The 24,407-nt window shown below is 62.8% G+C and carries 16 protein-coding genes; 14 read left to right on the top strand and 2 right to left on the bottom strand.

What is annotated here, in order from left to right; genetic code table 11:
• Window positions 1-116 precede the first annotated feature (116 nt).
• Genes HX807_RS02555 through HX807_RS02545 form a run of 3 tightly spaced genes read left to right on the top strand, consistent with a single transcriptional unit; the run spans window position 117 to window position 2,856 of the window.
• Window positions 117-905 (top strand): ABC transporter ATP-binding protein, encoded by a 789-nt coding sequence (locus tag HX807_RS02555; RefSeq protein ID WP_003217364.1) that lies wholly within the window; start codon window positions 117-119, stop codon window positions 903-905.
• Window positions 902-1,849, top strand: a complete 948-nt coding sequence (locus tag HX807_RS02550; protein WP_008439045.1) for an ABC transporter substrate-binding protein — start codon at window positions 902-904, stop codon at window positions 1,847-1,849. The genes HX807_RS02555 and HX807_RS02550 overlap by 4 nt, the downstream gene beginning before the upstream one ends.
• Window positions 1,846-2,856 (top strand): iron ABC transporter permease, encoded by a 1,011-nt coding sequence (locus HX807_RS02545; RefSeq protein ID WP_177049149.1) that lies wholly within the window; start codon window positions 1,846-1,848, stop codon window positions 2,854-2,856. The genes HX807_RS02550 and HX807_RS02545 overlap by 4 nt, the downstream gene beginning before the upstream one ends.
• Here the strand turns inward: HX807_RS02545 and HX807_RS02540 are convergent.
• Window positions 2,853-8,774: a hypothetical protein gene (locus HX807_RS02540; RefSeq protein WP_177049146.1), complete on the bottom strand. Its 5,922-nt coding sequence runs from the start codon at window positions 8,772-8,774 to the stop codon at window positions 2,853-2,855. The two genes, HX807_RS02545 and HX807_RS02540, sit on opposite strands and share 4 nt — an antisense overlap.
• A gap of 297 nt (window positions 8,775-9,071) precedes the next feature.
• Here HX807_RS02540 and urtA point away from each other — a divergent pair, with 297 nt between their 5' ends.
• The 11 genes from urtA (at window position 9,072) to ureC (ending at window position 19,258) form a co-directional block, all read left to right on the top strand.
• The gene (gene urtA / locus HX807_RS02535; RefSeq protein ID WP_003217372.1) at window positions 9,072-10,337 is read left to right on the top strand and encodes an urea ABC transporter substrate-binding protein; all 1,266 of its coding nucleotides are present in this window, start codon (window positions 9,072-9,074) and stop codon (window positions 10,335-10,337) included.
• A 134-nt stretch (window positions 10,338-10,471) separates the two neighbouring features.
• Window positions 10,472-11,974, top strand: coding sequence for an urea ABC transporter permease subunit UrtB (urtB, locus tag HX807_RS02530; RefSeq protein WP_177049144.1), 1,503 nt, complete (start codon window positions 10,472-10,474; stop codon window positions 11,972-11,974).
• Window positions 11,974-13,053, top strand: coding sequence for an urea ABC transporter permease subunit UrtC (urtC, locus tag HX807_RS02525; protein ID WP_177049142.1), 1,080 nt, complete (start codon window positions 11,974-11,976; stop codon window positions 13,051-13,053). Before urtB ends, urtC begins: the two co-directional genes overlap by 1 nt.
• Window positions 13,050-13,910 (top strand): urea ABC transporter ATP-binding protein UrtD, encoded by an 861-nt coding sequence (gene urtD / locus HX807_RS02520; protein WP_003217378.1) that lies wholly within the window; start codon window positions 13,050-13,052, stop codon window positions 13,908-13,910. The genes urtC and urtD overlap by 4 nt, the downstream gene beginning before the upstream one ends.
• A 127-nt stretch (window positions 13,911-14,037) precedes the next feature.
• Window positions 14,038-14,736: an urea ABC transporter ATP-binding subunit UrtE gene (gene urtE / locus HX807_RS02515; RefSeq protein ID WP_003217380.1), complete on the top strand. Its 699-nt coding sequence runs from the start codon at window positions 14,038-14,040 to the stop codon at window positions 14,734-14,736.
• 30 nt (window positions 14,737-14,766) lie between these two features.
• Window positions 14,767-15,606, top strand: a complete 840-nt coding sequence (locus HX807_RS02510) for an urease accessory protein UreD (RefSeq protein ID WP_003217381.1) — start codon at window positions 14,767-14,769, stop codon at window positions 15,604-15,606.
• A gap of 148 nt (window positions 15,607-15,754) precedes the next feature.
• Window positions 15,755-16,057 (top strand): urease subunit gamma, encoded by a 303-nt coding sequence (ureA, locus tag HX807_RS02505; RefSeq protein WP_003217383.1) that lies wholly within the window; start codon window positions 15,755-15,757, stop codon window positions 16,055-16,057.
• Between the two features lie 9 nt (window positions 16,058-16,066).
• The gene (locus HX807_RS02500) at window positions 16,067-16,588 is read left to right on the top strand and encodes a GNAT family N-acetyltransferase (RefSeq protein WP_003217385.1); all 522 of its coding nucleotides are present in this window, start codon (window positions 16,067-16,069) and stop codon (window positions 16,586-16,588) included.
• Window positions 16,589-16,593: 5 nt separating this feature from the next.
• A complete protein-coding gene (locus HX807_RS02495; protein ID WP_177049140.1) occupies window positions 16,594-17,124 on the top strand; it encodes an N-acetyltransferase in 531 nt (176 codons plus the stop codon).
• Complete coding sequence (locus HX807_RS02490) at window positions 17,121-17,429, top strand: urease subunit beta (RefSeq protein WP_003217389.1); 309 nt, start codon at window positions 17,121-17,123, stop codon at window positions 17,427-17,429. The genes HX807_RS02495 and HX807_RS02490 overlap by 4 nt, the downstream gene beginning before the upstream one ends.
• Before the next feature lie 128 nt (window positions 17,430-17,557).
• Window positions 17,558-19,258, top strand: a complete 1,701-nt coding sequence (ureC, locus tag HX807_RS02485) for an urease subunit alpha (RefSeq protein ID WP_003217391.1) — start codon at window positions 17,558-17,560, stop codon at window positions 19,256-19,258.
• Here the strand turns inward: ureC and HX807_RS02480 are convergent.
• Window positions 19,243-24,387: a dermonecrotic toxin domain-containing protein gene (locus HX807_RS02480; RefSeq protein ID WP_177049138.1), complete on the bottom strand. Its 5,145-nt coding sequence runs from the start codon at window positions 24,385-24,387 to the stop codon at window positions 19,243-19,245. The two genes, ureC and HX807_RS02480, sit on opposite strands and share 16 nt — an antisense overlap.
• Window positions 24,388-24,407 lie beyond the last annotated feature (20 nt).

Here is a 24,407-nt window from a genome sequence, read left to right as displayed (position 1 = left end):
TGGGAGCGGGCTTGCTCGCGAATGCGGTGTGTCAGGCACTGTATCTGTTACTGATCCACCGCTTTCGCGAGCAAGCCCGCTCCCACATTTGTTCTGTGTTGGACCTGAGAGTAAAGATGACCTCACTCAACCTCACCGCCCTCGCCTGGACCCCACCAGGCCACGAGCACTGTCATCACCAGTTCCAACTGCGTGACGCCAGCCTGCACGTGAACGCCGGTGAGTTCGTCGGGCTGATCGGCCCCAACGGCAGCGGCAAGACCAGCCTGCTGCGCTGCGCCTATCGGTTCAGCAAACCGGCTGACGGTGAGGTGCTGCTGGAACACCAGAACGTCTGGAAGCAATCCTCGAAGTGGTGCGCGCAACGCATTGCCGTGGTGCTCCAGGAGTTTCCCGACGCCTTCGGCTTGCGGGTGGATGAAGTGGTCGCCATGGGCCGCACACCGCACAAGGGCCTGTTCGACAGCGATACGCTTGAAGACCAGAACCTGATCCGCCAGGCCCTCGATAACGTCGGCCTGCTGGGCTTTGAAGACCACGCCTTCGCCACCCTCTCGGGCGGAGAAAAACAGCGGGTGATCCTCGCCCGCGCCCTGGCCCAGCAACCGCAACTGCTGATCCTCGACGAACCGACCAACCACCTCGACCCGCGCTACCAGCTGCAATTGCTGCAACTGGTCAAGCGCCTGAACATCGGCACCCTGGCCAGCATTCACGACCTGAACCTGGCCGCCGCGTTCTGCGATCGGCTGTATGTGATCAACCACGGGCGCATCGTCGCCAGCGGCACACCTCACGAAGTGCTGACCGCCGAATTGCTGCGCGAAGTGTTCGGCGTTGAAGCATTGATCGACACTCACCCCTTGTCCGGCTACCCCCGAATCACCTGGATAACCCAACCATGATCCTGCGCTCCCTGCTGTCTCTCGCGTTGCTGCTCGGCACTTCCCAGGCGTTCGCCGAAGCGACCCATTACCCGCTGAAAATCCAGAGCTGCAACCGCGAAGTGACCTTCGCCGAGGCACCAAAACACGCGGTCAGCCACGACATCAACATGACCCAGATGATGCTCGCCCTGGGCCTCAAGTCGCACATGGCCGGCTACAGCGGCGTGACCGGCTGGAAGTCGGTCACCCCGGAAATGGCGCAGATCCTCGACGGCCTGCCGGAACTGGCGAGCAAATACCCGTCGGTGGAAACCCTGCTCAACGCCAACGTCGACTTCTTCTTCGCCGGCTGGGACTACGGCATGCGCGTCGGTGGCGACCTCACCCCGCAAACCCTGCAACCGTTGGGCATCAACGTCTACGAGCTGACCGAGTCCTGTGCCTTCGTGATGAAGCGCCCGGCGGCCACCCTGGAAGACACCTATAACGACCTGCGCAACCTGGGCAAGATCTTCGATGTGCAGGACCGCGCGAATGCCTTGATCGCACAGATGCAGGCACAGGTCGCCCAAGTGCAGGAAAACCTGCCGGCCGACAAGCCCCGCGTGTTCCTCTACGACAGCGGCGAAGACCGCGCCATGACCTCCGGCCGCCTGGGCATGCCCCAGGCGCTGATCGACGCCGCCGGTGGGCGCAACATTCTCGATGACGTGGACGCCAGCTGGACCCGGGTCAACTGGGAAACCGTGGTGGAGCGCAACCCGCAGGTCATCGTGATCGTCGACTACAGCGAAATCACCGCCGAGCAAAAAGAGCAGTTCCTGCTGAACAACCCGGCGCTGCAATCGGTGGACGCGATCAAGAACCAGCGCTTTATCGTGATCCCCTACGTGCAGGCCACGCCGGGCATCGACAACGTGCTGGCGGTTGAAACCCTGGCCAAGGGGTTTCACGGCGAATGATCAACCGTCGCTATGCCCTGCTGCTGAGTGCCCTCGGCGCGTTGTTGCTGATCTCGTGCGTGGTCTCGCTGGGGTTCGGCTCGGCGCGGGTACCGGTGGACGTGGTGTGGCGGATCCTGCTGCATAAAGCCTTCGGCGTTGGCGAGATGGACTGGAGCGCGGGGCAGGAACATATCGTGTGGCTGATCCGCGTGCCGCGCATGCTGCTCGGCGCATTGGTGGGCGCCGGGCTGGCGTTGATCGGTGCGGTGTTGCAGGCGGTAACGCGCAACCCGCTGGCGGATCCGCACCTGCTGGGCGTGACTTCCGGCGCCACCCTCGGCGCGGTGATCGTGGTGCTGCATGTGGGTGAAGTGATCGGCTTGCTGACCCTGCCCATCGCCGCGTTCATCGGTGCGTTGCTGAGCATGATCGTGGTGCTGGCGGTGGCCAGTCGCAACGGTCGGCTGGAGAGCGACCGCCTGCTGCTGTGCGGGGTGGCGGTGTCGTTCGTGATGATGGCCGTGGCCAATTTGCTGCTGTTCATGGGCGACCATCGCGCGGCCTCGGCGGTGATGTTCTGGATGCTCGGCGGCCTCGGGTTGGCGCGCTGGGAACTGCTGGCCATTCCCTTCGCCACGGTGTTGCTGGGGCTGGTGTTGCTGCTGGGGATGGCTCGCCCGTTGAACGCGCTGATGGCTGGCGAGCAGACCGCCGTGACCCTGGGCCTGAACGCGCGCAATGTGCGGCTCAAGGTGTTCCTGATCGCCTCGCTGATGACCGGCGTGCTGGTGTCCATCAGCGGCTCCATCGGCTTTGTCGGGCTGATGGTGCCGCACATTGCCCGGCGCCTTGTAGGTGCCGAACACCGGCGTTTGCTGCCGGTGTGCGTGCTGTTGGGCAGTGTGTTCCTGGTGTGGGTGGATGTGGCGGCCCGCACAATGATTGCCCCCGAAGACCTGCCCATCGGCGTGGCCACGGCGGCCATTGGCGGGCTGTTTTTTATCGGGCTGATGCGGCGGCGTTAACCCCCCTGGTCGGCCTGCTTGAATGCATGCAACAAGCGCCGCGCCACCTGGCTGCGGGGTTGCCAGAAGCGATCGGTTTCCAGGATGGTCAGCTTGCCCGAGGTCGCCAACCGGCGGATCACCTCGCTGGGCTTGACCTTCACCACACCCGTGTCTTCGTCGATCCAGTCATCGCGCAGCAACTGGCTTTCGTCCGCGTGATAGCTGGGCTCATACACAATCAACGCGCCGTGCACCGGGGTGAAGTAGTAACGCGCCCCCGCGATCTTGTCCTGGCGCAGCATCTCGATGAACCCGCGGATTTCCTTCTGGGCAATGAAGTTGTGGGCCAGGCCTTCTTCGTAGCGATCCGCCAGATGCTGGCGCTCGGTGTCGAGCTTGAACAACTGCTGGACGCCCATCACCTTGTAGCCCGCCGGGTAGCGGGTCGATGTGCCGGGGTAGCCGAGGTTCATGATGCCTTCGAACAATGCCTTGTAGGCCGGTGTGTCCGGCCGCAGTCCCACGGCCACCGAGGGGCCCGGGTCTGCCACCGGTTGCACGGCGATGAAGGTGTCGCTGTCGCCGTTGCCCAGCACCGCTCCCAGCCGCGCCTGGTGCTCCAGCGGCACAACCTGTTGCCATACCTGGCGCGCGGCATCGTCCGGGTGGGCGCACAACGGGCCCAGGGCCATGCGGGTATCGCGCACTGCCAGTGTCGTGGCCAGGCGCTTTATCCGGGGCAACAAGGCATCCCAGAACGGGCTGCTGTCGAGTACCCGCAGCTCGCCGGACTCCACCAGTTTCAACACATGGCTGTCGACGCTGCCACGACTGTTGAGGTGTTTCAGATACGCCGCCTGCCGGCGGCTGGAATCCCAGTCCGGGTCGATCCTCACCGCCTGGTACCGAAACAGTGAGCCGTCGGCACACGACACATGCAACGCCAGGAACCGCTCACTCTGTGCCACCCGCAAAAAGCTCAGCGCCGCCAGCACCACGGCCGGAGCCATCAGTTGCGCGTAGCCTTCGGCCTGGGGCAACTCGGGCGCAGCACGCTGCGGCAGCCTCAGATACAGGCCTTGCAGGCTGTACCCGCTCGGCAACTGCCCGCGCAGGAACGCCCGGTCGAGGGCAAAGCCCAGGTCGTCGCCCTTGACCGGTGCGCAGGCGACAAAATGCCCATTGTCGGAGGACTTGAGAATCACGCCAAAACTCAAATCGGCGCGCGCCTGGGCGTATTGATGACCATAGCGTGCCGCGTCGTCAGCATGCTTGAAAACCGGGCCCAGCTGCCGATCCGCCACGGCATGGACCGCCGCCTGCGGTGCAACGTAGGCCAGGCCGGGCATCCAGCCCGGCAGCACACGCTGGGCAGTGCCCCACAACGGGCCGCCCTCCAGTACTTGCAAAGTCCCCACCCGCGCCAGCTGATTGACCAGCTCGGTGGGGCTCTTGCGGCCGCTGCGCATCTGCTGCTCGACGGCATTGCTGTAAGGGTCGTGCAGCGCCAGGCTGTTGGGGGCCAGGGAGGTTTCCAGGTGGCTGAGCAACTGCGTCGCTTCGTTGCGATGGGCCGAATCCAGCAAGCTGCGCTCGGCGTCCTGGGTACTGAAACCGATGAGTGAGCCGTCGGGCGTCAGCAGGTATTCGTGGGTCCACAGGTGACCCGACTTCAGGGCGGTCTCCAGTACTTTGGTCGAGAACAGGTTTTGATACACCGCGTTTTCTTCAGAGGGTAACCAGAACTCCAGCACCCGGGCGACACGTGACCGGTAGCGCGCGACCATTTTCCAACCAGGGGCCAGCAGCGCCTGGCTGACGTCCAGGCCCGGCAGGATGACGTTCGGGTCGAAGTCTTCACTCAACACCGGCACCGCCAGGGTCGCGACAAACTTGCCGTTGCGCTGCAACACCAGCCCGCCTTGCAACGTGTCGCGCTGTGTGCCCAGCTGTTGGTGGGCGTAACGCACCGCATCGGCCTGGTTGCTGAACAGCGGGCTCAATGGGCGACGCATAAAGTTGGCGAAGGCGGTCCATGGGGCCTGGCTGACATCCAGCTTACCCGCCAACGCCCAGCATTCGCTCGGCACCAAAACGCTCAACCAGCTCAACTTCGCCACTTCGTTGACAAACCCGACCGCCGAGAGCTGCCCGCTGGCCATCAAGGTCTGCACGTCTTCAAAGACCCCCGACGACTGGCGGACCGGGTTGAACAGCGTCGATGCCACCGGCGTTTGTACCTGCAGCAGCGCCTGGTCCAGTGTCGAGATAAACACCGGCAAGCCCGTCAGTGCGCCTGTCTCCCGTTGGCGCTTGGCCTCGACGGTGGCACTGGCCAGATCCCCGGCCGAAATAAAATGCTGCGCCAGCCAGTGTTCGGCGGTGGTCAGCCCCTGTGGCATCCAGTTGCGCCGGTAAACCAAGGCGTGCAGTTGATAACCCGCGGGGTAGATGAACTCGCCTTCGTCATCCACGGCAAACACGGCGCTCAAGGCGAACAGCCCGGCCCTATCCCAGGCGGGTACAAGCTCGGAGCAGACAAAGGCGTCCTGATCGCGATGCTTGAGCATGAAACCGAAACCGGTTTGCGTCGGTGCTTCATGGTCCAGGCGCGTGTGCAGTGCCCGAGCCGCGTCAGCGGCACTGGCGCAGACCGGGCCATAGGCAATCTGCTCCGGACGTTCGCGCCGGGGTATCGGCAGGCGTGGCCGCCAGTGTTCGGCGATCAGCCCCGGCGCGCCCCACAACGGGTTGGCCTGCACCACCCGCACGCTGCCGGCCGCCGCCACCTGGCTGATCCACTCCCGCGCCGTCAGCGTGCCGCTGGCCAGGTTGAGGGCCGTTGGGCTGCGATGGGGCAAGGGGTCGAGCGCCTTGAACAGGTTCGCCTGGGCGGCAGAGTCGATCAGGTCATACGCCAGCAAACAATCTTCGGCGCCCGACAGGTAGGCCACGGACACCTGTTGGCGATTGCGGATCAGCGTGTGCACGTCCAGGGCGCTGAACATCTGCGCCTCCAGGCAGGCATCGTCCCGCGACCAGCCCGGGCGCTGCAGGCGCTCGGGTTCCAGCAACGAAACCCCGCGGCTGGAACCGTACACGGCCTTCAGCATGTGACCGGGCGGGAGCAGTGAGCGGCCCTTGACGTCCTGAGGGTAGACAACGCCCAGGGCAAAGCGCCCGGCGTCGCTGGCCGGCAATGGCTCAGTGGCCACGTAGAGACCGTCCGGGCGCTGCAGGATATAGCCGCAGTATTCGCCCTCACGCCAGCTGCCGATTTGCCCGTGGGCATAGCGTGCCGCGTCTTCTACCTGGAGAAACCCGCGGCTCAGTTGCGGGCGGGGTGCCAGGGCGTAAGGTCGCCAGGTGTCGGCGACCAGCCCCGCCACATCCCACAACGTGCCCGGTTGCAACACCGACAGCGCCCCGGCGGCGGCGACCTTTTGGATCATCTCGTGGGGCGTCACGGTGGCGGCCCGCAGTTCATCCCCCAGCCCGTTGTCCGTCACCCGGCCATCGGGCAGCACCTGGTAGAGCTGGCTTTCCTCGGCCGAGCCGGAGGCGTCATAGGCCAGCTGAGCGCCGTCCGCCGTGCTGAGGTAGAAGGCCAGATTGCTCTCGGGGTGGATGCGCAGCGCGGCAATCCCCTGGGCAAAATCCGTGGTGTCGATAAAGCCCTCGTACAACCAGGGTTCGGCGCCGATGCCGGTGGCGTCCGGTGCGCTGCGGCAGTACCAGCCACGCAGGGCGAAGCCTGGCGGCAGGCTGGCATTGCCAAAAACATTCGCCAACACGAAAAGGGTTTCGCCGGCGGGTATCGGTGCGCAAGGCTCGCTGACCACATACTGCTCTGCACTCGAGTGCTTGAGGATGCAACCGACTCGCCGGCCATCCGCCGTTGCCTGCATACGGTCATGGGCATAACGGGCGGCGGTTGCCAGGTCAGTGAAAACCCAGCTCAGGGGCATATCAATGGGGGCTGCGGCGGCGAAAGGCGTTTCGGGCTCCCAGGTGGCCGGGACCCGGCCCTGGACGTTGTACCAGGTCTCATCCGCCAGCAGCACCGTCAACTCACCGAGTTTTACCAGCTCTTTGATCAGCCCTTCACGCGTGCCGTCAAACCCTTGTACGCGGGCCACACCCTGGCCATCGCGTTCAACTTGTGCCAGGTACTCGCCGAATTCACGCTCGGCCCGAGAGCCGCTGACAGCGTATTTGATCAACGTACCGTTTGTTCCGCTGGTGTAAAGCACCTTGATCTGATCGGAAAAAACCAGCGTCATGTCGATTGCTTGAGTCGACGGTGTACTGATCAGGAACGCCAGCTGTCGCGAGGTTTTTTGAGGATAGTTGGCACGCACCTCGGCCAGGTCGTAGACAGCTCGATTGAACTCGCCAACCATTTGGTGCCCTTCAAGCTCGACCCGCGTCAGAGCGTTGTCGGTGGGCAATGCCCCACCCCACAACGACAGCCACTTTTCAGGGTTTGACAGACTGGAGGCCACAAACAGCCCATCGCTGCGCTTGAAGATGTAAGCCTGGAGAAAAGAGCCGTGGGGTGAACCCACCTTGTAATGCAGGTAGCGTGCGACATCATCGGCAGTGACGAAGGCAGGGCTCAGCGACGCATGGACTTTCGCGAAGGCCCTCCATTGCGGTCCTACCACTCCGGCCTTGTCCCACACCCGTCCGGGCTCAACCACCGTCAGCGTGCCCACGGCAGCCACTTGCCGGACAAACTCGGAAGGGCTCAAGGTAGCGTCCTTCAAGCGTCCGTCGAGATCCGCGCCGCGATTGGCGAACAGCTGGGACTGCGCCTGCGAGCCGGTGCAGTGATACATCAGCAGCGCGCCGTCGTTAGCGCGCAAGTAAAAGTGCAAGCCCAGGTCGTCGGTCCCCGCCATCATCACCACGGCAGCCAACGCGGAAGCCGTGAAGAAGTTTTCCGCCAGCCACGACTCTTTCGCCACGGTCGGTTTCGCTTGCGGTGATAGGGAGCAGTAAATACCGAAGGTCAAAAACTCACTGTCCGCCTTGTGCACTTTTGGCAGTGACAACTTGCCACTGGTCAGCGCAAACGCTGCCTTGAGTTCATCCGACGGAAATTCGGCCACGTACTGGTTCGACGCGCTTTTGTACAGGTAGCCAAAGAGACTCTCCTGCCGTGCAAACCCCAGCGGCGGCAAGACTGATCGCACCGCGTCCTGCCACCGGCGGCTGACTTGGCTGGCGAGAGGCGCCAGTGCGTCCTGCCCGATTTGCGACAGGGTTTGATTGAGGGTCCACGGCGCCAGCAGTTGGCCAGGCTTTCCACCCAGCTCGGCGTTGGCAACGATGACCCGCAGGTAGCCGGCCCTGGCCGTCTCATTGATAAAGGCGATGTAGTCGTCGAAATCGGCCGCAGGCTTGGCCGCCATCAACTGGTTCAAGAAGCTGGCCTCAGTCGCAGAGCCGCTGCTTTCATACTGGATGAGCGAGCCATAGAACCCGGACAAGTAGTAACGGGTGCACAGCATGCGCACCTGGATGATGATGCGCAGGATATTGATGGGGAAAAAGCTGCGATCCAGGCGGCGCTGCGCGCCTGTCCAGTGCTGTATCTGCGCGGAGCGTCGGGTGCCATCCTCGCCGCGCGAACTGTACAGGGCGTGAACGCTGTGGCCCTCGTACGCCAGGAAATTCCTGTTGGCATCGACCTTGAGCAGGTCGCTCTGGAAATCGAATGCAGTGGCGGTGCCGGCCACCGGCACGCTTGGCAGGTACATCCCGTCATCACGCTTGAAAACCAGCCCGCCAAATACCGTCTCGCGCCGGTTGCCGATCTGTTGATGCGCCCAATGGGCGGCATCATGGTCGGTGACGAATGCCGGCCCCAGATGGGGAACCGGCCTGCGCGTGCTCGCCGCTTGATCGTCTTGAATGTGAGTACTGTCCATGTTCATCGTCACTTGAGTGAAGTTAAGAAAACTGGCGCTGCCCCTGGGTTGCCGGGGGCACCAGGCAGGCTTCACTTTCAAGGGTTTGGCTGGACGCAGGCATTAGATAGTTAAGGCTCGGGGCGCCAGGCACCATCAGGGTGCGCCTGCACGCACAGCCTGCGTTGATTGGCGCCGCATTGGTGCATCGCCCACCCCCACAGCCCGGTCACGGCTCGCGCGCACCACGATTGCGCGCCCCGGCACAGCCTTTGCAATCACTCCCTCATCACATCATTGAGTCATGGAGATTGCACAATGAAGCGTCGCAGCTTGATCAAGGCTTTCACACTGTCGGCATCCATCGCCGCGATGGGCATGACCTGGACGGTACAGGCCGCCGAGACCATCAAGGTCGGCATCCTGCACTCGCTGTCCGGGACCATGGCGATCTCCGAGACCTCGCTCAAAGACATGGCGCTGATGACCATCGACGAGATCAACGCCAAGGGCGGCGTGAACGGCAAGATGCTTGAACCGGTAGTGGTGGACCCGGCTTCCAACTGGCCGCTGTTCGCTGAAAAGGGCCGCCAGTTGCTGACCCAGGACAAGGTCGCCGTGGTGTTCGGTTGCTGGACCTCGGTGTCGCGCAAATCGGTATTGCCGGTGTTCGAAGAACTCAACGGCCTGCTGTTCTACCCGGTGCAATACGAAGGCGAAGAGATGTCGCCGAACGTGTTCTATACCGGTGCGGCGCCGAACCAGCAGGCGATCCCGGCGGTGGAATACCTGATGAGCGAAGAAGGCGGCGGCGCCAAGCGCTTCTTCCTGCTGGGCACCGACTACGTGTACCCGCGCACCACCAACAAGATTCTGCGTTCGTTCCTGCACTCCAAAGGCGTAGCGGATAAAGACATCGAAGAGGTCTACACCCCGTTCGGCCACAGCGATTACCAGACCATCGTGGCCAACATCAAAAAATTCTCGGCCGGTGGCAAGACCGCAGTGATCTCCACCGTGAACGGCGACTCCAACGTGCCGTTCTACAAAGAGCTGGCCAACCAGGGCCTGAAGGCTACCGACGTACCGGTCGTCGCCTTCTCCGTGGGTGAAGAAGAACTGCGCGGCATCGACACCAAGCCGCTGGTGGGCAACCTCGCCGCCTGGAACTACTTCCAGTCGGTGGAGAACCCGGTGAACAAGAAATTCGTCGCAGACTGGAAAGCCTACGCCAAGGCCCACAACCTGCCGGGCGCGGACAAAGCCGTGACCAACGACCCGATGGAAGCCACCTACGTGGGCATCCACATGTGGGCGCAGGCGGTGGAGAAAGCCAAGTCCACCGACGTCGACAAAGTACGTGAAGCCATGGCCGGGCAGACCTTTGCCGCGCCGTCCGGCTTCACCCTGACCATGGACAAGACTAACCACCACCTGCACAAGCCGGTGATGATCGGCGAGATCCAGTCTGACGGGCAATTCTCGGTGGTGTGGCAGACCCAGGAGCCGATTCGGGCGCAGCCATGGAGCCCGTACATTCCGGGGAATGACAAGAAGCCGGATTACGCCGTCAAGAGCAACTAAGACCGACTCGGTCTAAATGTGGGAGCGGGCTTGCTCGCGAAAGCGGTGTGTCAGTCGACGCATCCGAAACTGAGCCAGCGCTTTCGCGAGCAAGCCCGCTCCCACATTGTCCGTGCATGATCAGGACATTTTGTATGCCCACTGCCCTATACCGCTTCACCCTCGCCGCCCTGCTGTTGCTGCCCCTCGCCGCACACGCCAGCGACGCCGAAGACTTCATCAACGCCAACCCGATGCAACAAGCCAAGCTGCTCCAGGACTGGGCCGCCCAGCCCGACCCGGCGCGCATCGAGCTGGTGGACGCCCTGCAACAAGGCCAGATCAGCGTCAACGGCGAAACCAAGACCGTACGCCTGAACAACCGCCTGCGCGGCCTGATCGACAACGTGCAAGCCAGCCAGGAATTGCTCGCTGCCGACCCCAAGGTGCGCCTTGCCGCCGCCCAGACTCTGCAAAAAAGTGCACAACCTGCGCAGCTGAAATTCCTCGACCAGCAACTCGCCGGCGAAACCAATGATGACGTACACACAGCCCTCAGTCTCGCCCTGGCCAACCTGCAACTGGTAGATCCCGACCCGGCCGTGCGCCTGGCCGCCGTGCGCTTGCTCGGCGGCACCGGCGACCCGCTGGCCCGCACTCGCCTGGAAGCCCTGCTCGCCCCCGGCGTCGAAGCCGACGCCACGGTGCACACCGCCGCCGAGACCAGCCTGGCCCAGGTCAAACGCAAACTGATGGTGGGCGAGATTCTCGGCCAGGCTTTCAGCGGCATGTCCCTGGGCTCGATCCTGCTGCTGGCGGCGCTCGGCCTGGCGATCACCTTCGGCCTGCTCGGGGTGATCAACATGGCCCACGGCGAGATGCTGATGCTCGGCGCCTACTCCACCTATGTGGTGCAGTTGCTGATGCAGCGCTACGTGCCCCAGGCCATCGAGTTCTACCCGCTGATCGCGCTGCCGGTGGCGTTTTTTGTCACCGCCGCCATCGGCATGGCCCTTGAGCGCACGGTGATTCGTCACCTCTACGGCCGCCCGCTGGAAACCCTGCTCGCCACCTGGGGCATCAGCCTGATGCTGATCCAACTGGTGCGCCTGGTGTTCGGTGCGCAGAACGTTGAAGTGGCCAACCCCGAGTGGCTGTCCGGGGGAATCCAGGTGCTGCCCAACCTGGTGCTGCCGTACAACCGCATCGTGATCATCGCCTTCGCGCTGTTCGTGGTGGTGCTGACTTGGCTGCTGCTGAACAAGACGCGCCTGGGCCTCAACGTGCGGGCCGTCACCCAGAACCGCAACATGGCCGCCTGCTGCGGCGTGCCCACCGGACGCGTGGACATGCTCGCCTTTGGCCTCGGCTCCGGCATAGCGGGCCTCGGTGGCGTGGCCCTGAGCCAGATCGGCAACGTCGGCCCGGACCTCGGCCAGAGCTACATCATCGACTCGTTCCTGGTGGTGGTACTCGGCGGTGTCGGCCAGTTGGCCGGTAGCGTCATGGCCGCCTTCGGCCTGGGGATAGCCAACAAGATTCTTGAACCGCAGATCGGTGCCGTGCTCGGCAAGATCCTGATCCTCGCGCTGATCATTCTGTTCATCCAGAAACGCCCGCAAGGACTCTTCGCACTGAAAGGACGGGTGATCGACTGATGAACCAGCCATTGATGCTTACGGCCGCGCAAAAGGCCGGCCCCAAGGTGACTGTCGCGGTCGGTGCAGTGGTGCTGATCCTGCTGCTGGCGCTGCCGTTGTTCTCGCTGTTGTCACCGGAAAATCCGCTGCACGTTTCCGCCTATACCCTGACGTTGGTGGGCAAGATTCTGTGCTATGCCATCGTCGCCCTGGCGCTGGACCTGGTGTGGGGTTATGCCGGGATGTTGTCCCTCGGCCACGGCCTGTTCTTTGCGCTGGGCGGTTATGCCATGGGCATGTACCTGATGCGCCAGGCGTCCGGCGATGAGCTGCCGGCGTTCATGACCTTTTTGTCGTGGACCGAGTTGCCGTGGTACTGGACCGGCACCAGCCACTTCCTCTGGGCAATGTGCCTGGTGGTGTTGGCGCCGGGATTGCTGGCGCTGGTGTTCGGGTTCTTCGCCTTCCGCTCACGGATCAAGGGCGTGTACTTCTCGATCATGACCCAGGCCCTGACCTTCGCCGGGATGCTGTTGTTCTTCCGCAACGAGACCGGGTTCGGCGGCAATAACGGCTTTACCAATTTCCGCAGCATCCTCGGGTTTGGCATCACCGAGCCGGGCACGCGAGCGGCGCTGTTTGTGGCCACCGTGGCGTTGCTGGTGGCGAGCCTGTACATCGGCTGGCGCCTGGCCCAGAGCAAGTTCGGCCGGGTGCTGACGGCGCTGCGGGATGCGGAAAACCGCCTGATGTTCTGCGGCTACGACCCGCGTGGCTTCAAGCTGTTCGTGTGGGTGTTGAGCGCGGTGCTGTGTGGTTTGGCGGGCGCGTTGTATGTGCCGCAAGTGGGCATCATCAACCCCAGCGAAATGTCGCCGACCAACTCCATCGAGGCCGCTGTGTGGGTGGCCCTCGGCGGGCGTGGAACCTTGATCGGCCCGCTGCTGGGCGCCGGTGTGGTCAACGGCATGAAGAGCTGGTTCACCGTGGCGTTTCCTGAGTATTGGCTGTTCTTCCTCGGTGCGCTGTTCATCATCGTCACCCTGTATTTGCCCAAGGGTGTGATTGGCCTGCTGAAGAAGAGGGGCGACCAATGAGGATCACAGCGACGGCCGAATTTATGCTCGAACCTATCCTTGAACCCAATAAAGACCAGGGCAGCGCCCGCGATGCCATCGGCCTCGGCCAGGCGGCCGGCAAAGGCCTGAACACCCGCCACGGCACGATCCTGACCCTGGAAGACATCAGCGTCAGCTTCGACGGCTTCAAGGCGTTGAACGACTTGAACCTGTACATCGGCGTCGGCGAATTGCGCTGCATCATCGGCCCCAACGGCGCGGGCAAGACCACGCTGATGGACGTGATCACCGGCAAGACCCGGCCCAGCCACGGCAAGGCCTGGTTCGGCGAAACCCTCGACCTGACGAGCATGAGCGAAGTGCAGATCGCCCAGGCCGGCATCGGTCGCAAGTTCCAGAAGCCCACGGTATTCGAAGCCCTCAGCGTGTTTGAAAACCTGGAGCTGGCGCAGAAGACCGACAAATCGGTGTGGGCCAGCCTGCGGGCGCGCTTGAGTGGTGAGCAGAAAGACCGCATCAGCGAAGTGCTCGACACCATCCGCCTCACCGCTTCAGTCAATCGCCCGGCCGGCTTGCTGTCCCACGGCCAGAAACAGTTCCTGGAAATCGGCATGTTGCTGATGCAGGACCCGCAACTGTTGCTGCTGGATGAACCGGTGGCGGGCATGACCGATGCCGAAACCGAGTTCACCGCCGAGCTGTTCAAGCGCCTGGCGGGCAAGCATTCGCTGATGGTGGTGGAACACGACATGGGCTTTGTCGGCTCGATTGCCGACCACGTGACGGTGTTGCACCAGGGCAGCGTGCTGGCCGAAGGGTCGCTGGAGCAGGTGCAGGAAAATGAGCGGGTGATCGAGGTTTACCTCGGCCGCTGAACCTGATCGTTCCCACGCTCCGCGTGGGAATGCATCCGGTGACGCTCTGCGTCACACGGCGGACGCGGAGCGTCCATTGCGGCATTCCCACGCAGAGCGTGGGAACGATCATTAAGGGGAACTGAACATGCTGCAAGTCGACAAGCTGCACCAGTACTACGGCGGTAGCCACATCCTGCGCGGGCTTTCCTTTGAGGTAAAAGTCGGCGAAGTCACCTGCCTGCTGGGCCGCAACGGCGTGGGCAAGACCACCTTGCTCAAGTGCCTGATGGGTTTGCTGCCGGCCAAGGAAGGTGCGGTGAACTGGGAAGGCCGCGCCATTACCGGCTTCAAGCCGCACCAGCGGGTGCACGCCGGTATCGCTTACGTGCCCCAGGGCCGGGAGATTTTTGGCCGCCTGACAGTGGAAGAAAACCTGCTGATGGGCCTGTCACGCTTCCCCGGCTCCGAAGCCAAGGAAGTGCCCGCCTTCATCTACGAGCTGTTCCCGGTGCTGCTGCAAATGAAGCAACGCCGGGGTGGTGACTTGTCCGGCGGCCAGCAACAGCAGCTGGCTATCGGTCGGGCCCTGGCCAGCCGCCCGCGCCTGCTGATCCTCGATGAACCCACCGAAGGCATCCAGCCGTCGGTGATCAAGGAGATCGGCGCGGTGATCAAGAAGCTCGCGGCACGCGGCGACATGGCGATTCTGCTGGTGGAGCAGTTCTATGATTTTGCCGCGGAACTGGCCGACCAGTACCTGGTGATGTCCCGGGGCGAAATCGTCCAGCAGGGGCGTGGAGAAAATATGGAAAGCGAGGGTGTGCGCGGGCTCGTTACGATCTAATCTGTAGCGTCCTAACGATAAGCACTGACCATGACCCTACCTGCCCCCACCGCGCTGTTCACCCCAAGCTGGCACGCCGAGCTGGAACTCGGCTACGCGCGTTTCGGCGACACCACGCGCCCAGTGATGCGCCGCCACCTCGGCCCACTGCGGGTGCAAAAGCATCTGTACGCCGAAGGCCCCGAGGTGTGCCAGCACATCATCGTGCACCCGCCGGGCGGGATTGCCGGCGGTGATCGTCTCGATATCAGCGCCCATGTCGCCGAAGGTGCGTGGGCGCAACTGACCAGCCCCGGCGCGGCCAAGTGGTACCGCGCCGGCGGGCCGGCGTATCAGAAACTGGAGCTGACGGTTGAGGCGGGCGCGACGCTGGAATGGCTGCCGCAGGAGACCATCGTGTTCAGCGCCGCCCAGGCCGAACTCACCACCCGCATCGACCTGCAAGGCGATGCCCGGCTGTTTTACTGGGACGTGGTCGCCCTCGGGCGCCCCGCCAGCGGCGAGCGTTTCGACCTCGGGCACTTCCAGTCGCACCTGGATATCCGCCGCGACGGCCAGTTGATTTGGCATGAGCGCCAGCGCATTGTGGGCGCCGACGGTTTGCTCGACTCACCCATCGGGCTGGACGGGCAACCGGTGTTTGCGACCTTGCTGGTGACCGGCGAAATCGACCCTGAACTGCTCGAACAATGTCGCTCCCTGCCCCACCCGGTACGCGGCGACCTGACCCAATTGCCCGGCCTGCTGGTGGCCCGCTGCCTGGCCAGTGAAGCGCTGCTGGCGCGAGCCTGGCTGATCGCACTGTGGCGCCTGCTGCGCCCGGCCGTGCTGGGCCGAGAAGCGGTATCACCGAGAATCTGGAGCACATGAAGATTAAAAATGTGGGAGCGGGCTTGCTCGCGAATGCAGTGGGTCAGGCAAAGATGCATTCACTGACACACCGCATTCGCGAGCAAGCCCGCTCCCACATTGGATCTCCGGTGTTTTTACGAATGTATTTCATAGTGGACCTTGAACGATGGACCTGACCCCACGGGAAAAAGACAAACTGCTGATCTTCACCGCCGGCCTGGTAGCCGAGCGACGGTTGGCGCGCGGTGTGAAGCTCAACTACCCGGAAACCATCGCCTACATCTCCGCCGCGTTGATGGAAGGCGCCCGCGATGGCCGCACCGTGGCCGAGCTGATGCACTTCGGCACCACCCTGCTCACCCGCGAACAGGTGATGGAAGGCATCCCGGAAATGATCCCGGACATCCAGGTGGAAGCCACCTTCCCCGACGGCACCAAGCTGGTCACCGTCCACCAACCCATCGCCTGAGGCCCGACCATGTCCTTTTTGATTCGTGATGCGGTGCACGCCGATTTGCCAGGGATTCGCGATATCTACAACGACGCGGTGCTCAACACCACGGCGATCTGGAACGAACAACCGGTAGACCTGGGCAACCGCCAGGCCTGGTTCAGCGCTCGTCAGTCACAGTTTTACCCGGTCCTGGTGGCCGTCGAAGACGAGCAGGTCATCGGCTATGCCTCGTTCGGTGACTGGCGGCCCTTCGAAGGCTTTCGCCACACCGTCGAACACTCGGTGTACGTGCGCAACGACCAGCGCGGCAAAGGCCTCGGCCCACAGTTGATGCAGGTGCTGATCGAGCGGGCGAAAACCTGCGACAAACACGTGATGGTCGCCGCCATCGAAAGCGGCAACCAGGCCTCGATCCGCCTGCATGAGCGCCTGGGTTTCATCACCACCGGGCAGATGCCCCAGGTCGGCACCAAGTTCGGCCGCTGGCTGGACCTGACCTTCATGCAACTGACGCTCAACCCAGGCGCTGTGCCGCCCAAGGAGTGACACCGATGAACGCCCAACTGCGTCGAGTCAATGCCGAAAGTTTTGCCCATTACCGCCCGGGTTTGATTGAGCTGTTGCTGGACGCCGTGAAGCACGGCGCATCGGTGGGCTTCATGGCCGACTTCGATGAAGCCCAGGCCGGCACTTATCTCAACGGCGTGCAGGCCAGTCTTAACGATGGCAGCCTGCTGCTGTGGGTGGTGGTGCGTGATGAACACGTCATCGCCAGCGTGCAATTGGCGCTGTGCATGAAAGCCAACGGCCTGAACCGCGCCGAAGTGCAGAAGCTGCTGGTGCACAGCGAGGCCCGGCGCCGTGGCCTCGGCCAGCAACTGATGAGCGCTTTGGAACTGAGCGCCCGCCAGTACAAACGCGGGCTGCTGTACCTGGACACCGAAGCCGGCTCCGGCGCCGAAGCCTTCTACCAGTCGCTGCGTTATACCAAGATCGGTGAATTGCCCGACTACTGCCAAAGCCCGGACGGGCGCTACACCCCGACCGCCATCTACTTCAAGACCCTGGGGCAACCTGTATGATTCCTGGCGAATTTCAGATCCAGCCTGGCGACATCGAACTCAACGTGGGCCGGCGCACCGCCACCCTGAGCGTAGCCAACAGCGGCGACCGGCCGATCCAGGTTGGTTCCCACTATCACTTTTTCGAGACCAACGACGCACTGACGTTCGACCGTGCTGCCAGCCGTGGCATGCGCCTGAACATCCCGGCCGGCACCGCCGTGCGCTTTGAGCCGGGGCAGAGTCGTGAAGTGGAACTGGTTGAGCTGAGTGGCAAACGCCGGGTGTTCGGGTTTGCCGGACGCATCATGGGCGACCTGGATTAATGATCGTTCCCACGCTCTGCGTGGGCATGCATCCTGTGACGCTCCGCGTCACGACCTTCAAGAGCGGACGCAGAGCGTCCAGGGCGACATTCCCACGCAGAGCGTGGGAACGATCAGGAACTAAACACATGAAGATTTCCAGACAAGCCTACGCCGACATGTACGGCCCCACCGTTGGTGACAAGGTCCGCCTGGCCGACACCGAGCTGTTCGTCGAAGTCGAACAGGACTTCACCGTCTACGGCGAAGAAGTGAAATTCGGCGGCGGCAAGGTGATCCGTGATGGCCAGGGCCAGAGCCAATTGCTCGCCCATGAGGTGGTCGACACCCTGATCACCAACGCGCTGATCATCGACCACTGGGGCATCGTCAAGGCTGACGTCGGCCTGAAAAACGGCCGCATCGCCGCCATCGGCAAGGCCGGCAACCCGGACATCCAGCCCGGCGTGACCATCTGTGTCGGCGCCAGCACCGAAGTGATTGCCGGTGAAGGCATGATCCTCACCGCCGGCGGCATCGATACCCACATCCACTTCATTTGCCCGCAGCAAATCGAAGAAGCACTGACCAGCGGCGTCACCACCATGATCGGCGGCGGCACCGGGCCGGCCACCGGCACCAACGCCACCACCTGCACCTCCGGCCCATGGCACCTGGCGCGCATGCTCCAGGCCTCCGACTCGTTCCCGATGAACATCGGCTTCACCGGCAAGGGCAACGCCAGCCTGCCGGAGCCGTTGATCGAACAAGTGAAGGCCGGTGCCATTGGCTTGAAGCTGCACGAGGACTGGGGCACCACGCCAGCGAGCATCGACAACTGCCTGAGCGTCGCCGACGAGTACGACGTGCAGGTGGCGATCCACAGCGACACCCTCAACGAATCCGGCTTTGTCGAAACCACCCTCGCCGCCTTCAAGGGCCGTACCATCCACACCTACCACACCGAAGGTGCCGGTGGCGGTCACGCGCCAGACATCATCAAGGCCTGTGGCTTCCCCAACGTGCTGCCCAGCTCCACCAACCCAACCCGGCCGTTCACCCGCAACACCATCGACGAACACCTGGACATGTTGATGGTCTGCCATCACCTGGACCCGAGCATTGCCGAAGACGTGGCCTTTGCCGAAAGCCGCATCCGCCGCGAAACGATTGCCGCCGAAGACATCCTTCACGACCTCGGCGCGTTCTCGATGATCAGCTCCGACAGCCAGGCCATGGGGCGGGTTGGCGAGGTGATCACACGTACCTGGCAGACCGCCGACAAGATGAAAAAACAGCGCGGGCGATTGCCTGGCGACGGCGAAGGCAATGACAACTTCCGCGCCAAACGCTACATCGCCAAGTACACCATCAACCCGGCGATTACCCACGGCATCAGCCACGAAGTGGGCTCGATTGAAGTGGGCAAGTGGGCCGACCTGGTGCTGTGGCGCCCGGCGTTTTTCGGGATCAAGCCGACGCTGATTCTCAAGGGCGGCGCGATTGCCTCAAGCCTGATGGGCGACGCCAACGCCTCGATCCCGACGCCGCAACCGGTGCACTACCGCCCGATGTTCGCCAGCTTCGGCAGCTCGCTGCACGCCACCAGCCTGACCTTTATCAGCCAGGCGGCGTTGGCGGCAGGCCTGCCGGAGCAGTTGGGGTTGAAGAAGCAGATCGCCGTGGTCAAGGGTTGCCGCGCGGTGCAGAAAACCGACTTGATCCACAACGATTACCTGCCGGATATCGAGGTTGACCCGCAGACCTACCAGGTCAAGGCCGACGGTGTGTTGCTGTGGTGTGAACCGGCGGATGTGCTGCCGATGGCGCAGCGTTACTTTCTGTTCTGAAGCGCGATTTCCAGAGCCTCGTCAGTGAGCCTCTGGAGAATCGCCTTGCGCTCCTCGTGCAGTTTCACCGCAAGCGCATCATAGACGTCCTGGTGCATGGGCGTGCCGGGAGGAAAATCCTCAACCGACTTGTCCAGCATCAGGGCCGAATTGCGCAGGGTATTGCGCAGGGCCATCTTCTGCGACTCAAGCAATCGACCATTGGCCGCCAGATCATTCAGGGCACTCGTCAAGTCTTCCAGCGCCGCCCTTTTGCGCGTCAGCCAGACAAAGGCCGCGGGCGTCGAACGCTCAAGGTACTCACCCCAGAAGTCCAGCTCGACGAGCGCATCCCTGAGCAGGTCGCCCTCCTCCAATGCCATGACCCGATCAAAAGCATCGTCCAGCATCTGCGGGGTGACGTCGGGTTCCGGGTACATCACATCCGCTGATTGCCAGGGCAGCTCAAGCCGTTGGGCCAACCCGGTGGAAAACGCCAGATGGACCCCCACTTCGTCGATAGCCCGTTCGGGGTTTCCAGCAGAGTCGGTTCCCCGGTCCCGATCATTGGGGAACTTGCGGCCTTGCTCACTCAATGCCGCCACCCGGGCGCGAGCAATTTCTCCCAGCTTGTTGAGCCGGGTCCTGCCTTTGGCCACCGTCAACATCAGTTGCTCGACCACGTCGGGGTGAGGGTTGGTCCAAGCCTCATACACCATCACTTCGATCCCCATGGCATTGAACAATTGGGCACCCGCATCAACGCAGCTGGTAGGCGCCCTCGCCATGTCGAAAAGCTTCTCACGCAGCCGGGTGTCGTCGTACATGGCGCGCAACATTCGCCAGACCTTGGCCGTAAGGTCTTGCGCGAAGTCTTCCGACACTGCATCGGCAGACTCGCTCAACTTGCGGATTTCGTTAAAAAACGGTTCGGCGCCCCTGGACTCTTCCAAGGCATTCCATAGGGGCTGCAAGTCCCTCCACTGCATGTCGGTGAGGCCGGACTTCCATTGGATGCTGTCCTGCATCCCTCGGGGTGGAAACTGCCGCTCCGGGTCCATACCTACAGATGCAATGTACTGCTTGAGCTGGCGAAGGCCTTCGGGCGTCAGCAAGGAGCGAGTAACACGGGTGCGCGCAAGAATCGCAGCCTGCGCTGAACCTGGCTCGACTATCGGCACCTCGAGCGCATTACCTTCCAGGTCCAGGTTGAACTCGCGAGGCCGAGGCCTGGCGAAGATCCCAATGGGCCAACCACGCTGCCCGGTATCGCCCAATGAAACGTGATACAGCCGGCGCATCCGGCTGATGTCCGGCGCCATGCCCAGCGGATTGGACTCCAGCTCGAGTGTCTGGAGCCGGGTGAGGTTCTTCAATCGGTTGACGGCCGCGACGTCCAGCACAATCTCGTTATCCGCCAGTATCAACGTCTCAAGCCTGGGCAGATGCTCAAGCAACAGGGGCAGGCGAGTGAGCTGGTTGTCTTCCAGGTTGAGGGTGCGCAAGCCGCGAAAGGGAGCCAGGAAAGGCTCGACGGCATTGGTCAGTTCCGCACTGGATATTTCCAGGTAAGTGACATGATCAAAGTTGGCGCTCAGCGCCGGAAGCGACGCCAACTGAGGTTGTATGTCAATCTCGCTCACTTCGATCTTCTGGCCCAGGGGATTGCCGGAACTATCCACATCAACCTCACCGTTACGCCTCCAGGCGCGAATCAACACCTTGCGCAGTTCTTTACGGATGGCACGCTGCTCTCGGTATTCAGCGCTATTGGCCTCACCAAAGCCCTGGATCGGTGATGCTTCCCAGGTCTCCAAGGTGGAACGGAGCATTTCGTACTCCTGCTCCAGAGAGATGAGCCAGGTGTCGTCGGCCGGCGTGTAAGGTGCACGCAGTTGGGCAATCTGCACTTCGTCAAAAGTGGGGTAGAGGGCTTTGATACGCTGGCGAACGTTGTGCTCCCAGGAGCCCGCACCACGACCACTCCAGGCATAACCGATCCGCCCGCGAGAAGAGCGCTGCGGCGAAATGAAAAAGGGTGAGCCCAACGGTTGCATGCCCAGCACCTTGCGCAGGCCGGCACGGGACAGGGCGTGCTGTTGAATCAACCTTCCAAGTTGCGGCCCCTGCCCGACCTCTGGCAACCCCACGGACTGGCGATGGGCCTCCGGCAGTGCGTGCTGCAAGGAATCGTACAAGCTATCGACCCCATGTAACTCGTTGCCCTGGGTGTCAAACACCTGATACTGACCATCGCCCACTCGCACCAGCAGTTTGAGGTTGCTGGACCCAGGCAGGCCATAGCTGGCACGCAGGCGCCCGCTCACCGAGCCTTCGTGCACTTCAATGCGCAGGCTGTCCCGCCAACCGGGAAGGTGCTCAAGGGTATTGAGCACCAGGGCTTCAGTGTCAGCATTGGCCAACGCATCCAGGTACAGCCCTTCATACGCCCGGGCCAGGCGCAATTCCCCAAGTTTCTGGCGCGCTTGCTGCGCCAGCTCCAGGGGAATCTTGCGATTGTTGACCAGGCTCGCCCTCTGCGAGGGGCTGGCACCTTCCAGCAGTTCCTCGACCATGACCGGTGGCAGGCTTTTGAAGTCGCGCGCGAACAGTTGCAGTTCGGCGCTGCCAGGCGATGACCGCCCGAGGTAAAGGCTGTCGAACACCCGCCGCAGGGACTGTTTTGCATAGATTCCCAGGCGAGCCTGCAACGCCTGGCTACGCAGCGCGGCCCCGTAGGGCATATGCTGGCCGAGCAGGTTTTTAAGCTGCTCCTCGGGCAAACTCTCGACGATCAACGCCGGCAGCTTGCCGCCGAACAGGTCGATGCGGCTGATGCTGATCAGTTCCGTCCCGGGCGCATGAGGTTGGCCATACAACGCAGCTGTCCTGCTGGTGCCCTGGCCGTCAAATACTTCGATGGTCCTGCCGGGCGGCCAGCCGGTCATTTCCACCATCAACGACGCGGCGTAGCTGCCCAGGTCCATCGACATCGACCCCGCAAGGATCTGCCCACTCAAGCTTTCGGCACGCCCGTAAGCCCGCATGCGCACCGCCGTATCGAGTGTGATGGCCGGAGTGGGCTCGCTTTCCACATACAGCCGGCGCAGCACGCTTTCGTCGGTGTCACTGATCTTGCGCACCTGCTCCAACTGCGTATCGCTCAGGCCTTCCATTACATGGCTCAGTCGCCGCATCAGCGGAGCACCTTGCCACGTCAGGGGCTCATCGGCCTCATGGGTCCAGGCGCCAGAACCGTTGTTGACGATCTGAGGCTCATACGCCTCGGGCCTGCTGGGGTGCTGGACCCGGTACACGCCCGGTTCGTCTTGCGCGGTCACGGCGTAGCGATTGCCGTCCACCGACACCACCTGGCGCCCATTGACGGTATGTAGTCCCGCCTGGTCGGGAACCGAGCCTGCCGGCAGTCGGATGTCCTGCGCATAGGGCGCAAGGTCCGGCTTCCACAAGCGGGCCTTGCCCGACGGCAGCCTGACCGCCTTGAGTCCTTCGATAAACGGCGACAGGCTGATATGCAACGCAGCGCCGCCCACCGCCAGTTGCGCGAGATTTTCCAGCACGTCAGCGATATGCGCCCAGCCGGCCTCGCGGTCACCCTGGCCGAGTTCAACCACGCCCTCCAGCACTTCGTACAGCAGTTGCCCGGCCGTGACCACCGCCATCAGTGCACCCAAGGGCGGAATGAACATCGACACCAGGTTCAAGGTGAACAGGCCGATGTTCATCAGATGCGCCATCCGCCGGTCGTGGCCAGCCGCGTCGGTGTGAGCGGTGGGTATCGCCATGCTCAACCCATCGTCGAGTGCGCGCTTGCGCATGTCGGCGTACAGCTCGTCCCAAGGGTCGACGTCGATCCACAGCCCCTTGATCGGGTGGGCGTTGAGGTTCAGGTTTGGCTGGTCCTGCGGCGTGCGGCTGATATGTCGCGGGGACTTTATGACGGCGTTGATCGCCTGGAGTTCGGTAAGGGATTTTCTAGCGTAGTACTGTCGCCACGCTGGATCAGGGCCCAGGGCCACGCGCCCTTGCGGTTCATCGACGCGTTTCTCGGTGAACCGCCCGTAGTAGTAAGCCAGGTATTTTTTCCCGATGAACCGTGAGAAAAACTGTTGGTGGGCCGTGACCTGAACACCCCTGCTGTCCCAATAGTCCTCTGGCCTGTAAGCGGTCAGCTCACGGGTCGTTTCCTCTGCATAGTCGGCAAAGGTTTTGTAGCGCTTGATGGGGTGCTCGGGGTGGTCGGGGATGTAGACGATAAGCCAGGTGCCATACCCATGCTCCACGCTCGGGTCGATCATGAGGCAGCCGTGCATTTGCAGTTCCATGATACTGGGCCAGCGGTGCCAGACCTGCTTGCCTTCGTGCTTGATGCGTCGCTCGCCATTGGCGATGCGCAGCAGTAGCGCGTAGTCGTCGCTGCGAATATCACCTTTGAGCAACGCCACGTAGGCGGCGGCTCTGAAGGCGTCCTTTTGCCGGGTGATAAAGCGTTCACGCAGCAGGTTCCTGGACACGGTTTGCACGGGCAGCAGGTAGGTGGTGAGGTGTTCCTGGTACAGCCTGCCCAGGTCCAGGTCGCGGCATAACCGGGCGAAGGTCTCGATCGTCAGGGTCGTGGTATGGCGCTCGAAACGGCCATCCGCGCCGGGAGCGGTGATAAAGCCTGAAGCACTGTCGAAGAACCCGGCGCGGGTCTCGCGCGCTTCAAAATTGTTCAAGGCCGCTTGCAACAGGGACAAAGTCTTGGTCCGGTAGCCTGTCGCTAGTCCTTCGACCGGTACATAGAGGCGCAGATGCACCTGGTTGACGTCCAGCTCAAACCCGGCGGCCTTCAACGTGGCTTCAAGCAATGGCCGGGCGAAGGCGTTGACCTCTTGCACCTTGCCGGTCGCTTGCTCCAGTGCAGTGTGAGACTTGATGCTCGCCTCCAACAGGTTTTGCAGCGCAGCCTTCTGTGCCGGGGTGGTGGCCGCATACCAGGCGGGGATCTCTGGCTTGGCCTGCGTGATGGCTGCACGCAGGGCAGGAGATGCGCTGACCAGGCTTTCGGGGATGGCGGCTTTGATCTGTGCATAGTGACGCCCTTCGCCGCCCGGCAGGAGCGAGGTGGAGGCTTGAGGTGCTGGCATAAACGAGTACCGATAGGGAA

This window comes from Pseudomonas sp. D8002, from assembly GCF_013385695.1.
Taxonomy (GTDB): Bacteria; Pseudomonadota; Gammaproteobacteria; order Pseudomonadales; family Pseudomonadaceae; genus Aquipseudomonas.
This window is presented reverse-complemented; position numbering and strand designations above follow the sequence as displayed.

Bases quoted from the DNA above. Each gene is read 5' to 3' on its own strand.
- HX807_RS02555 (WP_003217364.1), top strand. From the start codon at position 117: ATGACCTCACTCAACCTCACCGCCCTCGCCTGGACCCCACCAGGCCAC.
- HX807_RS02550 (WP_008439045.1), top strand. From the start codon at position 902: ATGATCCTGCGCTCCCTGCTGTCTCTCGCGTTGCTGCTCGGCACTTCC.
- HX807_RS02545 (WP_177049149.1), top strand. From the start codon at position 1,846: ATGATCAACCGTCGCTATGCCCTGCTGCTGAGTGCCCTCGGCGCGTTG.
- HX807_RS02540 (WP_177049146.1), bottom strand. From the start codon at position 8,774: ATGGACAGTACTCACATTCAAGACGATCAAGCGGCGAGCACGCGCAGG.
- urtA (WP_003217372.1), top strand. From the start codon at position 9,072: ATGAAGCGTCGCAGCTTGATCAAGGCTTTCACACTGTCGGCATCCATC.
- urtB (WP_177049144.1), top strand. From the start codon at position 10,472: ATGCCCACTGCCCTATACCGCTTCACCCTCGCCGCCCTGCTGTTGCTG.
- urtC (WP_177049142.1), top strand. From the start codon at position 11,974: ATGAACCAGCCATTGATGCTTACGGCCGCGCAAAAGGCCGGCCCCAAG.
- urtD (WP_003217378.1), top strand. From the start codon at position 13,050: ATGAGGATCACAGCGACGGCCGAATTTATGCTCGAACCTATCCTTGAA.
- urtE (WP_003217380.1), top strand. From the start codon at position 14,038: ATGCTGCAAGTCGACAAGCTGCACCAGTACTACGGCGGTAGCCACATC.
- HX807_RS02510 (WP_003217381.1), top strand. From the start codon at position 14,767: ATGACCCTACCTGCCCCCACCGCGCTGTTCACCCCAAGCTGGCACGCC.
- ureA (WP_003217383.1), top strand. From the start codon at position 15,755: ATGGACCTGACCCCACGGGAAAAAGACAAACTGCTGATCTTCACCGCC.
- HX807_RS02500 (WP_003217385.1), top strand. From the start codon at position 16,067: ATGTCCTTTTTGATTCGTGATGCGGTGCACGCCGATTTGCCAGGGATT.
- HX807_RS02495 (WP_177049140.1), top strand. From the start codon at position 16,594: ATGAACGCCCAACTGCGTCGAGTCAATGCCGAAAGTTTTGCCCATTAC.
- HX807_RS02490 (WP_003217389.1), top strand. From the start codon at position 17,121: ATGATTCCTGGCGAATTTCAGATCCAGCCTGGCGACATCGAACTCAAC.
- ureC (WP_003217391.1), top strand. From the start codon at position 17,558: ATGAAGATTTCCAGACAAGCCTACGCCGACATGTACGGCCCCACCGTT.
- HX807_RS02480 (WP_177049138.1), bottom strand. From the start codon at position 24,387: ATGCCAGCACCTCAAGCCTCCACCTCGCTCCTGCCGGGCGGCGAAGGG.